This window comes from Pseudomonas sp. LS1212, assembly GCF_024741815.1.
GTDB lineage: Bacteria > Pseudomonadota > Gammaproteobacteria > Pseudomonadales > Pseudomonadaceae > Aquipseudomonas.
On sequence record NZ_CP102951.1, the window covers coordinates 746,597 to 760,032 of the forward strand.

At 61.3% G+C, this 13,436-nt stretch carries 13 protein-coding genes; all 13 read left to right on the forward strand.

Annotated elements, in window-relative coordinates; all coding sequences use genetic code 11:
* The first annotated feature begins 82 nt into the window (after positions 1 to 82).
* Positions 83 to 1,267 (forward strand): flavin-dependent monooxygenase, encoded by a 1,185-nt coding sequence (locus NVV94_RS03360; protein WP_258445842.1) that lies wholly within the window; start codon positions 83 to 85, stop codon positions 1,265 to 1,267.
* Positions 1,268 to 1,417: 150 nt separating this feature from the next.
* Positions 1,418 to 2,545, forward strand: a complete 1,128-nt coding sequence (locus tag NVV94_RS03365) for an LLM class flavin-dependent oxidoreductase (RefSeq protein WP_258445843.1) — start codon at positions 1,418 to 1,420, stop codon at positions 2,543 to 2,545.
* Between the two features lie 613 nt (positions 2,546 to 3,158).
* On the forward strand, positions 3,159 to 3,743 hold the full coding sequence (locus NVV94_RS03370) for a hypothetical protein (protein WP_258445844.1): 585 nt from the start codon (positions 3,159 to 3,161) through the stop codon (positions 3,741 to 3,743).
* A 95-nt stretch (positions 3,744 to 3,838) separates the two neighbouring features.
* Entirely contained in the window at positions 3,839 to 4,228 is a 390-nt protein-coding gene (locus NVV94_RS03375; protein ID WP_258445845.1) for a hypothetical protein, read from the forward strand.
* 416 nt (positions 4,229 to 4,644) lie between these two features.
* Positions 4,645 to 5,544, forward strand: a complete 900-nt coding sequence (locus tag NVV94_RS03380; protein ID WP_258445846.1) for a VOC family protein — start codon at positions 4,645 to 4,647, stop codon at positions 5,542 to 5,544.
* An 11-nt stretch (positions 5,545 to 5,555) separates the two neighbouring features.
* A complete protein-coding gene (locus NVV94_RS03385; protein ID WP_258445847.1) occupies positions 5,556 to 6,437 on the forward strand; it encodes a CoA transferase subunit A in 882 nt (293 codons plus the stop codon).
* Positions 6,438 to 6,449: 12 nt separating this feature from the next.
* Positions 6,450 to 7,253 (forward strand): CoA-transferase subunit beta, encoded by an 804-nt coding sequence (locus NVV94_RS03390; protein WP_258445848.1) that lies wholly within the window; start codon positions 6,450 to 6,452, stop codon positions 7,251 to 7,253.
* A gap of 40 nt (positions 7,254 to 7,293) precedes the next feature.
* On the forward strand, positions 7,294 to 8,166 hold the full coding sequence (locus tag NVV94_RS03395) for an enoyl-CoA hydratase (RefSeq protein ID WP_258445849.1): 873 nt from the start codon (positions 7,294 to 7,296) through the stop codon (positions 8,164 to 8,166).
* Between the two features lie 2 nt (positions 8,167 to 8,168).
* The gene (locus NVV94_RS03400; RefSeq protein ID WP_258447610.1) at positions 8,169 to 9,236 is read left to right on the forward strand and encodes a nitronate monooxygenase family protein; all 1,068 of its coding nucleotides are present in this window, start codon (positions 8,169 to 8,171) and stop codon (positions 9,234 to 9,236) included.
* Positions 9,237 to 9,247: 11 nt separating this feature from the next.
* Positions 9,248 to 10,003: an enoyl-CoA hydratase family protein gene (locus tag NVV94_RS03405; protein WP_258445850.1), complete on the forward strand. Its 756-nt coding sequence runs from the start codon at positions 9,248 to 9,250 to the stop codon at positions 10,001 to 10,003.
* 10 nt (positions 10,004 to 10,013) lie between these two features.
* Positions 10,014 to 11,180, forward strand: a complete 1,167-nt coding sequence (locus NVV94_RS03410) for an acyl-CoA dehydrogenase family protein (RefSeq protein ID WP_258447611.1) — start codon at positions 10,014 to 10,016, stop codon at positions 11,178 to 11,180.
* A 10-nt stretch (positions 11,181 to 11,190) separates the two neighbouring features.
* Complete coding sequence (locus tag NVV94_RS03415; protein ID WP_258445851.1) at positions 11,191 to 12,246, forward strand: acyl-CoA dehydrogenase family protein; 1,056 nt, start codon at positions 11,191 to 11,193, stop codon at positions 12,244 to 12,246.
* Positions 12,247 to 12,271: 25 nt separating this feature from the next.
* On the forward strand, positions 12,272 to 13,420 hold the full coding sequence (locus tag NVV94_RS03420) for an acetyl-CoA C-acetyltransferase (protein WP_258445852.1): 1,149 nt from the start codon (positions 12,272 to 12,274) through the stop codon (positions 13,418 to 13,420).
* Positions 13,421 to 13,436: the final 16 nt, after the last annotated feature.

Here is a 13,436-nt window from a genome sequence, read left to right on the forward strand (position 1 = left end):
CTTGAATGCCGAGGTGGAGGCGAGCGCCGCCCCCGCTGCACGCGCGCCCCGGCGGACGGGGTGAACAGAGGAGAACAACAATATGCTCAACCAGGACCTGATTCGCCAGCGTCTGAGCCAACGTGCCCGCGAGCTGGTGCCGATCTTGCGTGAACGCGCCCCGCATGCCGCCCAGCTTGGTCAGCTATCGCCAGAGACAATTCGCGATTTCCAGGAAGCCGGTTTCTTCCGCATCCTCCAGCCGTCGCGCTGGGAGGGCTATGAACTGGAGCCCAAGGATTTCTTCGACGTCCAGATGACCCTGGCCGAAGGCTGCATGTCCTCGGCATGGGTGCTCGGGGTGGTGGCCATCCACAACTGGCAGCTCGCGCTGTTCGATGATCGCGCCGCCCAGGATGTCTGGGGTGACGATTCAAGCGTGCTGATTTCTTCCTCCTATATGCCGGTGGGCAAGGTCGAGCGGGTCGAAGGGGGCTTCAAGCTGAGCGGGCGTTGGGGTTTCTCCTCCGGCAGCAAGCATTGCGACTGGGTGTTCCTTGGTGCAATGGTGCCGCCAGAAGAGGCGGGCGGTGCACCGGATTATCGGACTTTCCTGGTGCCGCGCAGCGATTACCAGATTCTCGATAACTGGAACGTGATGGGCCTGGAGGCCACCGGCTCCCACGACATCCTGGTAGAAAACGCTTTTGTGCCCGAATACCGCACGCACCGCTCCCTGGACGGCTTCATGCAGAACAGTCCGGGCAACGCGGTGAACACCGCGCCGCTGTTCCGCCTGCCATTTGGTCAGATATTCGTGCGGGCGGTGTCGTCTTCGGCCATCGGTGCCCTGCAAGGCGCGGTCGATCAGTTCGTGGAGCACAACCGCGCCCGCGTCGGCGTCAACGATGGCCGCAAGATGCTTCAGGACCCGGCCGCGCAGACCGTGCTGGCCAACGCCATGGTCTGCGTCGATGAGTGCAAGACCGTATTGCACCGCAATTTCGCCCTGATGCTGCAACGCGCACAAAGCGGCGAGCCGTTGAGCATGCCGGAGCGGGTGAAGATGCGTTACGACTCGTCGCTGGTCGTCGACAAGTGCGCCAAGGCGGTCGCCGACCTGATGTTCAACAGCGGCGCCTCGACGATTTTCCGTAGCCACGCAATCAACCGCGCCTTCCGCGACATTCATACCGGCCGCGCGCATGTCGCCAACAACCCGGCCAAGTACGCCTGGAATCTGGGTGGTGTGAGCATGGGTCAGGACAGCAGCGACTTTTTCCTCTGAACCCAGGGCGGCGCCGCCAATGTGCGGCGTTGCTACCAAAACCAGCTAGTCCGTTTGCGTGATTCGAGCGCCCCGGCGATCCCCGAGCATGGTGGCAAGGCGTAGGTCTCAGGCGCCGACTGCGCATTCAATACAGAACAAGGATCAACCATGAAATTCTCATTGATTTACGAAGCCCAGACGGTGGACTCCAGTCGCGAAGGCGACCGCCGGATTTTCGATGACACCGTCGAGCAGGCCGTGCTTGCCGACAAGCTTGGCTTCGACACCTTCTGGTGCGTGGAGCACACCGCGCTGAGCAATTACTCGCACATGTCCGCGCCGGAAACCATGCTGGCCTTCGTCGCCGGCAAGACCGAGCGCATCGGCATCGGCCACGGCGTGGTCTGCCTGCCACCGGCAATGAACCATCCGGTGAAGGTGGCTGAGCGCATCGCCACCCTCGACCTGCTGTCCAAGGGCCGTGTGCACTTCGGCGTCGGCAAGGGCGGAACTCAACAGGAAGCCGGCACCTTCGGCTATGACCTGGCGACCCTGCAGCCGCAGATCGACGAAATGATGTACCTGATCCCGAAAATGTTCGTGCAGGACGAGATCGAGCACCACGGCGATTTTGTGCAGATCCCCAAGCGCCCGATCCATCCAAAGCCTTACCAGGACCCGCACCCGCCGATGTACCTGGCGTGCACCAACACCGAATCGCTGAAAAACGCCGGCGGTCGCGGCATGGGCGCCCTGGTGCTGGGCTTCGGTGGCCCGGAAGAAATCGCCAAAAAGGTCGAGGTGTACCACGAGGCCTGGGATAACCGTGACGAGAAGAAGCAGGTGGGCTTCCGTCCCAACCGCCACATCGCGGCCCTGTGCCCGGCGATCGTGCTCGATGACAACGCAGAAGCGCGGCGCATCGGTATCCGTGGCCAGCGCTACTTCATGGAGTCGCTGGGCTACTGGTACGGCGGTGGCGAGCGTCCGGACCCGGAGAAGTGGAAAGACGACACCTTCGTCGATGGCAACGGCCAGAGCGTGATCAAGTCACGCTTCGCCTCCGAAGAAGTCAGCGTCGACTTCTCCGACCCGACCATGGCCATGATGAACCCCAACCATGCCTACGGCACGGTCGAGGATTGCATCGGTTATGTGCAGCGTCTTGTGGATGCCGGGGCCGATGAGATCCTGTTCATCTGCCAGATGGGCACCGTGCCGCAGTGGGCGCAGTTGGAGACCCTGAAGAATATTGGCGAGAAGGTGATTCCTTACTTCCGTAATCAGCAGAAATAATGATTGAAGGCCCTTTGGGCCTTATCGCTGGCAAGCCAACTCCCACAGGTATTGCGTTTGGCATAAACCTCTGTGGGAGCGGGCTTGCCCGCGATCGAGTGCGAAGCACTCGCCATGCCACGCAAACGGGCCTTCATGGCCCGTTTTACGTTTCTCTCAGATATCCGTTTACATCCGTCAGATGGGGCTTTGCCACATTGGTCTCGCCCATGGTCCCGAACGATTATGAGTCATTCGTGAAGTCTGGCCGGTTTCGCGTCTGAACTTCGTGTAGTCCATTTCCCAAAGATGCAGCAGGGGGCTGCACCCCTAGCTCCTCCTTTGCACACTGGTCGCCCAACGATTCAATGAAGGTCCATACCTTGGCAGGGGAGTGCACTCAGTGGTGCAGAGGAGTTGCTAAGGGAACTTGCGGAGTAAATATTTTGGATTCTTTCTATCGGCACTACTTGGCTGAAAAAAATCATCCCATTGAAGATGATACTTTGGAGAAGGCGCTTGAAAGTTTTGAGGGGCGGCGCTGAAGTTTTCTTCGGATTTTATAAATGATGCAAAGCAGCGAGACAACTACAATCGCAACGTCAAGAGGGTTAAGGCTGAAGTTCTGGCTCAAGTGAAGTCTGGCAATGTTTCGGTGAAAGAGGCGGCGGAGCACTGCTACGAAATGCGAAACAAGATTATGGCTGAGGTGAGAGCGAAGACATCAAGGAGTGGAGTAGCCATCACGGAGCGAAAAAAGGTTGTCTCTCCTGCGCTAGAGCAATTGCTGGATGAGAAAGCTATCAAGAAATTTGGTAGAAGATTTGTTGAGCTTGGTGCTGAGCAGAAAAATTCAATTCACTATGAAATTGTTGAGTCTTCAGCCAGGCCGAACACTAAATATAATACGCTCAATAAAACGTTAAGGGTAACAGGTAAGGTGCTAATAGTAGTCACTATCACGTATGCCGTATACGACATCGCTAATGCTGAGAACAAGGCAAAAGAAGCTATAAAGCAGGGAGCTGTAATCGGCGGAGGGATAGCAGGGACGATCGCGGCGAATGCTGCAGTTTTAACGGTATGCGGGCCAGCAGCTCCGGTGTGTACGATTGCACTGCTGCTCGCTGGTGGTGCCTCGGCTGGCTGGCTCACATCAAAAGTATTGGATTCTTTTAATGATGAATTAGAGGAGTTTACTAAGTGGCAGGTTAAATAGCGGGAGTAGGGGTGGGTGTAGGCGGAGTAAAGTATTTTTAAATGGATAATGCAGGTTGGTTTATAAGGTGTGGAGGTGATTTTTAAGGGGGGGGTATGGATAATTCAATGTTGTTGGTGGTTTTGAAGTTGTCCTTGGTTTTTGGACCTTTATTTGTTAGTTTTATAGGGGTTGGTGTTAATTGCTATATTGCATGTCGTGATTTGGATGTGATACTTAATAATTTTAAGAATAGCTATGTCATAACCTCCTGCGGAGGTATGTGGGAGGGTGGTTCATTTTTTGCGCGCTGCATGTTGACTGCTATGATTTCCGGGGGGGTACTTTGGCCTAACAAACATATTCGTAATGGGTCGCTAGATCCAGAGGAGCTCGCTCGTTTGCCGGTCTCAATAAAGCTGCGCATGAAGTGGTCGGTAGGGCTCATGTTTTTCGGTCTTGCATGGCTGTTCGTTGTTGCTGTTATTGTTGAGTTTTTCAAATAGCTGGTCAGGGTATGCATGGTTGCCGTGCCGCAGTGGGCGCAGTTGGAGACGCTGAAGAAAATTCGCGAGAAGGTGATTTGTTACCTCCGCAAGAAGCAAGGCTGATCCAGCGGGCACCGTAAACCCTGTAGCCGCTGCCGAAGGCTGCGCTGGAGTCCCGCAGGGGCTCCTCAGCGATCTCAAGATCTTGCGCCTGCTTCGCACGCGAGCGCAGCCTTCGGCAGCGGCTACAGGGGTTATCTGCAATTCGAAACGGGCCTGTGATGGCCCGTTTTTACATTCCCCCAACCACCCATTCCCGCTAGTCCCATTGGACGATGTTGGCCCTGCCCAAACCCGCTTAAATCCCTCTCCATAAGGCCTCCCCGGCATTTGCCACGGGGCGGCTCGGCCTGTTCAAAGCGAGGAGTGCATCCATGGATATCCGTGGTCTGGGTTACGTCACCCTGTTATCCAGCGACCTGGCGCAGTGGCGCCATTACGCAAGCCAGGTGCTGGGCATGATGGTCATTGCCGGAGCCGACGAGCAAGAGCGGCTGTTCCTGAAAATGGACGACCGTGCCTACCGCATTCTGGTAGAGAAAAGTGACCGCGACGGCTTCGGTTCCTGCGGTTGGGAAGTGGCCGGCAAGGCTGCTTTCGAACAGGCCATCGCGGACCTGCAACAGGCCGATGTGCGGGTCGAGCGCGGTACGGCGGCGCAAGCCGGAATTCGTAAGGTCCAGGAGCTGGCCCATTTCAGCGACCCGGACGGCAATCGCCACGAGCTGTTCTGGGGCCCGCAGCAGGACTTCAGTCGCTTCGTATCTCCTGTCGGGGTCAAGGGCTTCGTCACCAACGAGCTGGGCATGGGCCATGTGGTATTGCCGGCACCAAGCTTCGAGCGTTGCCGAGATTTCTACGAGCAGGTGCTGGGCTTCGGCCTCTCGGACCTGATGAAAGTTCGTTTCACGCCGGACCCGGCAGAGCCGGAAAAGCGCATCCATTTTCTGCACTGCAATAACGGCCGGCACCATTCGCTGGCGATCTTCGAGTGCCCGATGCCGCACGGCTGCGTGCACATGATGGTCGAGGTCAACGCATTGGACGAGGTCGGCCGTGCGCTGGATCGCATGCACGCCAACGGCGTCAAGCTGTCGGCCACCCTTGGCCAGCACACCAACGATCAGATGGTTTCGTTCTACATGAAGACCCCTTCCGGGTTTGACCTGGAATACGGCTGCGACGGCCTGGTGGTCGACTGGAACCAGCACACCCCCTTCGAAAGCACCGTGGTCAGCCATTGGGGCCACGACTTCAGTGTCGGTCGCCAATGAGGATGATGAGTATGGACAAGCGAATGACCACGGCCGAGATGGTCGGCCAATTGCGCGATGGCATGACCATCGGCATCGGTGGCTGGGGCCCGCGGCGCAAGCCCATGGCCCTGATCCGCGAGATTCTGCGTTCGGATCTGAAGGACCTCACAGTCGTCGCCTACGGCGGTGCAGACGTCGGCATGCTCTGCGCTGCCGGCAAGGTGAAGAAACTGGTGTTCGCCTTTGTTTCCCTGGACTTCATCCCGCTGGAGCCGTATTTCCGCAAGGCCAGGCAGGAAGCGGCGATCGAAGTGATGGAAATCGACGAAGGCATGCTCCTGCTCGGCCTGCGCGCCGCCGCCATGGGCGTGCCGTTCATTCCGACCGCCGTGGGCCTTGGCACCGATGTATTGCGCCACAACCCGCAGATCAAGCTGATCGCCTCGCCCTACGCCGACGGCAAGGACTGGGTGGCCATGCCGGCGCTCAAGCTCGACGCCGCCTTGATCCACGTCGACCGTGCCGATGTGCGCGGGGTCTGCCAGATCACCGGGCCCGACCATTACATGGATGACCTGTTCGTAAGGGCCGCCGAGCGCAGCTATGTGACCTGCGACGAACTGGTCGACAGCGACTATTTCCACAGCGCCCCCGAACGTGCCCGCCAGGTGTACTGGGAGCGCAACCTGACCACTGCCGTGGCCCACGTGCCGGGCGGTGCGCATCCGTCTTCCTGTGCGCCGCTGTATGGCTTCGATGTGCCGCACTTCAAGGCCTACAACGCCTCGTCCCAGGCGCCGGAAGGTTGGCAGGCCTACGCCCTGCAATATGTCGACTGCACGCATGAACAGTACCTGGAAAAGGTCGGCGGCCTGGTTGCCATCCGCCAGCTTCCCCTGCCGGTTTTCTAAGCGAGTTTTGATATGACGACGCCTGCAACGACTTACAGCCTCGCCGAACTGATGATCTGCGCTGCCTCCGAGGCCTGGCGCGACGATGGTGAGGTGCTGGCCACCGGCATCGGGGTGATCCCGCGCCTGGCCGCTTCGCTGAGCATGCTCAGCAGCAACCCGCGATTGCTGATGACCGACTCCGAAGCCTACATGGTCGCCGAACCGGTGCCCCTTGGCGCGCGCAATGGCTATCAGCCCAAGCGTGACAGCTGGATGGGCTTCTCACGGATCTTCGACAACGTCTGGGGCGGCAAGCGTCATGCCCTGGTCGGCCCGACCCAGATTGACCGCTTCGGCCAGGCCAACATCTCCTGCATCGGCGACTACGCCAAGCCCAAGGCGCAAATGCTCGGGGTGCGAGGTTTTCCTGGCAACTCGATCAGCCACGCCAACTCCTTTTTCGTGCCCGGCCATAACCGTCGAGTCTTCGTCGACGGTGAGGTCGATATGGTCGCCTCGGTCGGCTACAACCCGGCGCGCCTGGCACGTGGCTGGTCGCTGGACGAGATCGATATCCGCCTGATCGTCACCGACCTGTGCGTACTGGATTTCCAGGGGCCGGACCGGCAGATGCGGATTCGCTCGCTGCACCCGGGCGTGACCGTGGCCCAGGTGCAGGACAACACCGGTTTCGCCCTGCATGTAGCGCAGGACTGCCCGACCACGCCAGCGCCGAGCGCAGAGCAATTGCAACTGATCCAGCGCCTGGACCCGCACAACCTGCGTGCCAGCCAGCTCAAAGACAACCCACCGGGCCAGCGCAACGCGCGTTGACGGTCGCCTGGGCAGTCCCGCCTTGCCGGAGAAACAACCGATGAGTGAGCAGAACAATAACGATGAGGCCGAGGTGGTGCTGTACGAAGTGCGTGGCGAGGTTGCCCTCGTCACCATGAACCGCCCCGGCTACCACAACGCGCAGAACTCGCGGATGACCTACGCACTGGACGCGGCCTTTCGCCGGGCCTGCGATGACGACGAGGTAAAGGTCATCGTCCTGCGCGGCGCCGGCAGGCATTTCTCTGCCGGACATGACATCGGCACGCCGGGCCGCGATGTGAACCAGTCGTTCGACCGCGCAAGCCTGTGGTACGACCATGTCGGCAAGCCCGGCGGCGAGTTTCTCTATGCCCGCGAGCAGGAGGTCTACCTGGGCATGTGCCGGCGCTGGCGGGAAATGCCCAAGCCGACCATCGCCATGGTCCAGGGCGCCTGCATCGCCGGTGGCTTGATGCTGGCCTGGGTCTGCGACTTGATCATTGCCAGCGAGGACGCCTACTTCGCCGACCCGGTGGTGCGCATGGGTATCCCCGGCGTCGAATATTTCGCTCACGTGCATGAACTGAACCCGCGCATCGCCAAGGAATTCCTCTTCCTCGGTGAGCGCATGCCGGCGCCACGGGCCTACCAGATGGGCATGCTCAACCGCGTCGTGCCCCGCGATACGCTGGAGCAGGAAACCCTGGCGATCGCCGGGCGCATTGCGCAGATGCCGCGCCTTGGCCTGCAATTGAGCAAGCAAGCGGTCAACAACGCCGAAGACTTGATGGGCAAGCGCGCGACCATGGACATGGTGTTCGGCCTGCATCACTTCGCCCATGCCCACAATGAGCTGGTCTCCGGCGACCGGCTGGGCGGCTACGACGCCAAGGCCATGGCCAGTTCGCAACGCAAGCAGGGTGAGGCATGAGCATGACTGTCTCTCTCAACACGCGACTGACCGAACTGCTGGGCTGCCGCTATCCGATCATCCAGACTGCGATGGGCTGGGTTGCCGATCCGAAACTGGTGGCGGCCACGGGAAATGCCGGAGGCTTCGGCTTCCTTGCCGGGGCAACTATCGAGCCCCATCGGATGGAAGCAGCAATCCTGGAAACCAGACGCCTGACCGAACAACCCTTCGGCGTGAATTTCCATATGTACCAGGCCAATGCCGGCGACATCGTCGAACTTGTCTTGCGTCATAGAGTCAGGGCGGTCAGTTACAGCCGTTCGCCCGGCAAGCAGATGATCGCTCGCCTCAAGGATGCCGGGGTGGTCTGCATTCCCACCGTCGGAGCACTGAAACACGCACAGAAGGCAGTGGAAATGGGCGCCGATGCCGTCACCGTGCAAGGTGGCGAAGGCGGTGGCCATACAGGCTCGGTGCCGACGTCGCTGCTGCTCGATCAAGTGGTCAAGTCGGTGTCGGTGCCGGTGGTCGCAGCCGGCGGCTTCAAGGACGGCAATGGCCTGGTCTCGGCCCTGGCCTTTGGCGCCGAAGGCATTGCCATGGGCACGCGGTTTTTGATGTGCGCCGACAGCCCGGTGCCGTCGGCCACCCTGGCGCGGTACCTGGCGGTCAAGGACCCGGCCGCGATCATCATCAGCCGAGCCATCGACGGCATGCCGCAACGGATGATCCGCAACGAATTATTGAACCAACTGGAAGCCAGCGGTGGCCTCAAGCGCCTGCTGCTGGCGTTCAGAAGTGGCCTGGCCTACCGCCGCCACAGCGGCATGAGCCTCGCGCAGCTGATCGCCAGCGCGCTGAAAATGCGCAGCAGCGGCGAGCTGACGGCCGCGCAAAGCATCATGGCCGCCAACGCGCCAATGGTGATTCAGAAGGCCATGGTCGATGGGCTTCCTGCAGAGGGCGTACTGCCTGCAGGGCAGATCGCCGCGAGCATCGACAGCTTGCCCAGCTGCGCCGAATTGATTGAACAGATCGTCCGCGACGCCGAAGCGCGCCTGGGCGAGTTGTGCCGTCGTATGTCGTGAAGGGGAAAGACATGAAACCATTTAGCGTCAGTATCGATAACGGCGTCGCGGAGCTGGTGTTCAATCGCCCGCCGGTCAACGCATTCAACTGCCAGGGTTGGGCCGATATCGCCAGCAGCATCGAAGAACTCGGCCGCGATGCCAACGTCCGGGTCATCGTTATCCGCGCCGAAGGGCGTGGCTTCTGTGCCGGGGTCGATATCAAGGAACTGGCCGCCGACGGCAACCTGATCGTCGCGGTGAACAAGGGTAACTACGACAGCTTCAAGGCCATTCACCGCAATCCGAAGCCGGTGATCGTTGCCGTGCACGGTTTCGTCCTGGGTGGCGGCATTGGTATCTGCGGCGCCGCTGACATTGTCGTTGCCTCCGAATGCGCAAGCTTCGGTGTGCCGGAAGTGGACCGCGGCGCCATGGGCGGCGGTGCTCACCTGCAGCGCTTGTTCCCGGTACAGAAGGTCCGCCACATGTACTTCACCGGCGAGATGATCGACGCCGCCGAAGCCTATCGCCTGGGCGCGGTCGAGCGTGTGGTCAAGCGCGAAGAACTGCGTGACGCCGCCCTGCAGATCGCCCAAAAGATCGCTGCCAAGAGCCCGGCCATGATCAGCCTGGCCAAGGAAGCACTGACCGGCATCGAAGACGGCAATCTGGAAGACAAATACCGCTGGGAGCAGGGCTTCACCCTCGAAGCCTACCGCTCGCTGGACTCTCAGGAAGCACGCGACTCGTTCGTCGAGAAACGCGATGCCAACTTCAACGGCTGAAGGCACCCCCATGGACCTGACTTATACCCCGGCCCAGCAGGCCTTGCGCGCCGAAGCGCGGGCCTGGCTTGCGGCCAATGTACCGGCGCAACCGCTGCAATCATTCGACACTGAACAAGGCTTTGCCGAACATCGCGCCTGGGAGGCCAAGCTCAACGAAGGACGTTGGGGCATGGTGACCTGGCCCACCGAACTCGGTGGGCGTGGTTGCGACCTGATCGAGTGGCTGATCTTCGAGGAAGAATACTATCGCGCCGGCGCCCCGGCGCGGGTCAACCAGAACGGCATCTTCCTGCTCGGCCCCACCCTGATGGAATACGGCACCGAAGCGCAGAAAGCCCGCTTTCTGCCGCGTATGGCAACGGGTGCCGACATCTGGGCCCAGGGCTGGTCCGAGCCGGGCGCCGGTTCCGATATGGCGGCTATCCGCTCCAAGGCCGAAAGGGTAGGTGATCACTATGTGATCAACGGCCAGAAGACCTGGTCGACTCGTGCCGTGTGGGCAGACTGGGTGTTCGGGATCTTTCGCACCGACCCCAACTCCCAGCGCCATCATGGCCTGACCTTCATCCTGGTGCCGCTCGATACCCCCGGTATCACGGTGCGGCCGATCCCGCAGCTCAACGGCCTGCCGGGCTTTGCCGAGATTTTCTTCGACGATGTGAAAGTGCCGGTGGAAAACGCCCTGGGTGGCGAAGGCATGGGTTGGCATGTGGCGATGTCCACCGCTGGATTCGAGCGCGGCTTGCTGCTGCGTTCGCCGGCGCGCTTCCAGGAAACCGCACGGCGCCTGGTGCAGCTGTATCAGGACAACCGCGAGCAGGCTGACCGCGACCCGGTCATTGGCGAGGCGGTGATGCGCGCCTGGCTGGATGCCGAAGCCTACACACTGGCCACCTACATGACCGCCTCGCAACTGGTGCAGGGCGGGAAGATTGGGCCGGAGTCCTCGACCAACAAGATCTTCTGGTCGGAACTTGACCAGCGCATGCACGACACCGCGCTGAGCATTCTCGGCCTGCGCGGCGAGCTGCTGCCCGAAGCACCGGCGGCCGGCGACGTCGGCCACTGGCTGGACGGTTTCCTGTTTGCCCAGGCCGGGCCGATCTACGCCGGCACCAACGAGATCCAGCGCAACATCATCGCCGAACGCATGCTCGGCATGCCACGGGCCTGAGGAACAGACCATGGACTTTAGTTTCAGCCGCGACCAATTGCTGTTCCAGGATAACGTGCGCAGCTTTCTGATCAACGAAGTCACTCCCGAGCGCATTCGCGAAATGTGGCTCAGCGACACAGGCCGTAGTGACGCGTTGTGGGGCCAGCTGGTGGAGCTGGGCCTGAGCGCGATGACCGTCCCTGAAGGCGACGGCGGCATGGGCATGAATGAGCTGGACTTTATCCTGCTCGCCCAGGAGTGCGGCTATGCCGGCCTGCCCGAGCCGCTGGTCGAGACCATGCTGATCGGTGTGCCGATGCTCGCAGGGCTCGAAGAACAGCACGCTGCGCTCAAGCAACAATGGCTGGCGCGAGTTGCCGAAGGCCGTGCGCGGTTGGCGGTTGCCGAGCCGGGTAACCCGCTGGTCAGCGATGCCCATGTCGCCGATTTGCTGTTATTGGCCCACGGTGACGAGGTGCATGCGGTGGAGCGCAGCGCCGTACAGCTGACCCGCAACTTGTCGGTAGACCCTAGCCGTCAGCTGTTCCAAGTGCAGTGGACGCCAAGCGCCGCCACCTGCGTGGCAACCGGCGAGCACGGCCGCCGCTTGTGGGCCGGTGCCTTCAACCGTGGCGCTCTGGGCAGTGCCGCGCAGCTGCTGGGCCTGGCCAAACGCATGGTAGACCTGGCGGTGGATTACACCTTCGAGCGCAAGCAGTTCGGCAAGCCCGTCGGATCGTTCCAGGCGGTCAAACACCTGATGGCCAATGTCGCGGTGCAGATCGAATTCGCCAAGGGGCCACTGTACCGCGCAGCTTATGCGGTGGCCGGGAATCTGGCAGAGCAGGCGGTGCAGGTTTCCCACGCCAAGCTGGCCAGCGCGGAAGCAGCGCTGCTGGCGGCCAAGAATGCCATCCAGGCCCACGGTGCCATGGGATACACCTGGGAAGTCGATCTGCACCTGTTCATGAAGCGCGCTTGGGCCCTGGACAAGGCCTGGGGTGATCGCGGCCGGCACAAGGCGCGCATCCGCGCCGCGCTGTTCGAAGGCAACCCGGCCCTCGGCGCCGGTTCGACTTTCTGACTCAATTACTTTCCCGAGGTAGACCATGCCTGAAGCTTACATTGTCGACGCCCTGCGCACGCCCACCGGGCGGCGCAAGGGCGGCCTGAGCCAGATTCACGCCGCCGACCTGGGGGCGCACGTCCTGCGTGCTCTGGTCGAGCGCAATGGCATTTCAGATGAAGACTACGACGACGTGATCTTCGGCTGCGTCGACACCATCGGTCCACTGGCCGGTGACATCGCCCGCACCAGTTGGCTGGCCGCCGGCCTGTCGCAGTCGGTGCCCGGCACCACCATCGACCGCCAGTGCGGTTCGTCCCAGCAGGCGGTGCACTTTGCCGCGCAGGCGGTGATGAGCGGCACTCAGGATGTGGTAATCGCCGGTGGCGTGCAGACCATGACGCAGATCCCGATTTCCTCGGCCATGACCGCCGCCGAACCCTTGGGCTTCAGCGACCCGTTCACCGGTTCCCAGGGTTGGGTCCAGCGTTATGGCGCGCAGCCGCCCACCCAGTTCCGCTCGGCGCAGATGATTGCCGAAAAGTGGGGCCTGTCGCGCGCCGATCTGGAGGTCTACTCACTGGAGTCCCATCAGCGTGCCCTGCGCGCCATCGAGCAAGGCCGCTTCGCACGCGAGATCGTGCCGCTGGCCGGTGTCGAGCATGACGAAACGCCGCGTCAGACCAGCCTGGCGAAGATGGCCGAGCTCGAGTTCCTGTTCGGTTGTGACCGGGTTACCGCAGCTGTTTCCAGCCAGACCTGCGACGCTGCCAGCGCCATGCTGATCGTGTCCGAAGCAGCGCTCAAACGCTACGGGCTGACGCCACGGGCGCGCATCCATCACCTGAGCGTGCGCGCCGAAGACCCGATCTGGATGCTTACCGCGCCGATCCCGGCCACGGCCTACGCGCTCAAGCGTGCCGGCATGAAACTCGACGATATCGACCGCGTAGAGATCAACGAAGCCTTCGCCTCGGTAGCCATGGCCTGGCTCAAGGAGACCGGCTACCCGCACGAGCAAACCAACGTCAATGGCGGTGCGATTGCTCTCGGCCATCCGCTCGGGGCCACAGGTACCCGACTGATGTGCAGCCTGCTGCATGAACTGGAGCGTAGCGGTGGTCGCTATGGCATGCAGACCATGTGCGAAGGCGGCGGGCAGGCCAACGTGACCATTATCGAGCGCTTGTGAGCTTCGCTCCGAGGCG

Coding starts and splice junctions, on each gene's coding strand:
- NVV94_RS03410 (WP_258447611.1), top strand. CDS start 10,014: ATGGACCTGACTTATACCCCGGCCCAGCAGGCCTTGCGCGCCGAAGCG.
- NVV94_RS03420 (WP_258445852.1), top strand. CDS start 12,272: ATGCCTGAAGCTTACATTGTCGACGCCCTGCGCACGCCCACCGGGCGG.
- NVV94_RS03395 (WP_258445849.1), top strand. CDS start 7,294: ATGAGTGAGCAGAACAATAACGATGAGGCCGAGGTGGTGCTGTACGAA.
- NVV94_RS03365 (WP_258445843.1), top strand. CDS start 1,418: ATGAAATTCTCATTGATTTACGAAGCCCAGACGGTGGACTCCAGTCGC.
- NVV94_RS03405 (WP_258445850.1), top strand. CDS start 9,248: ATGAAACCATTTAGCGTCAGTATCGATAACGGCGTCGCGGAGCTGGTG.
- NVV94_RS03380 (WP_258445846.1), top strand. CDS start 4,645: ATGGATATCCGTGGTCTGGGTTACGTCACCCTGTTATCCAGCGACCTG.
- NVV94_RS03375 (WP_258445845.1), top strand. CDS start 3,839: ATGGATAATTCAATGTTGTTGGTGGTTTTGAAGTTGTCCTTGGTTTTT.
- NVV94_RS03400 (WP_258447610.1), top strand. CDS start 8,169: ATGACTGTCTCTCTCAACACGCGACTGACCGAACTGCTGGGCTGCCGC.
- NVV94_RS03360 (WP_258445842.1), top strand. CDS start 83: ATGCTCAACCAGGACCTGATTCGCCAGCGTCTGAGCCAACGTGCCCGC.
- NVV94_RS03390 (WP_258445848.1), top strand. CDS start 6,450: ATGACGACGCCTGCAACGACTTACAGCCTCGCCGAACTGATGATCTGC.
- NVV94_RS03415 (WP_258445851.1), top strand. CDS start 11,191: ATGGACTTTAGTTTCAGCCGCGACCAATTGCTGTTCCAGGATAACGTG.
- NVV94_RS03385 (WP_258445847.1), top strand. CDS start 5,556: ATGGACAAGCGAATGACCACGGCCGAGATGGTCGGCCAATTGCGCGAT.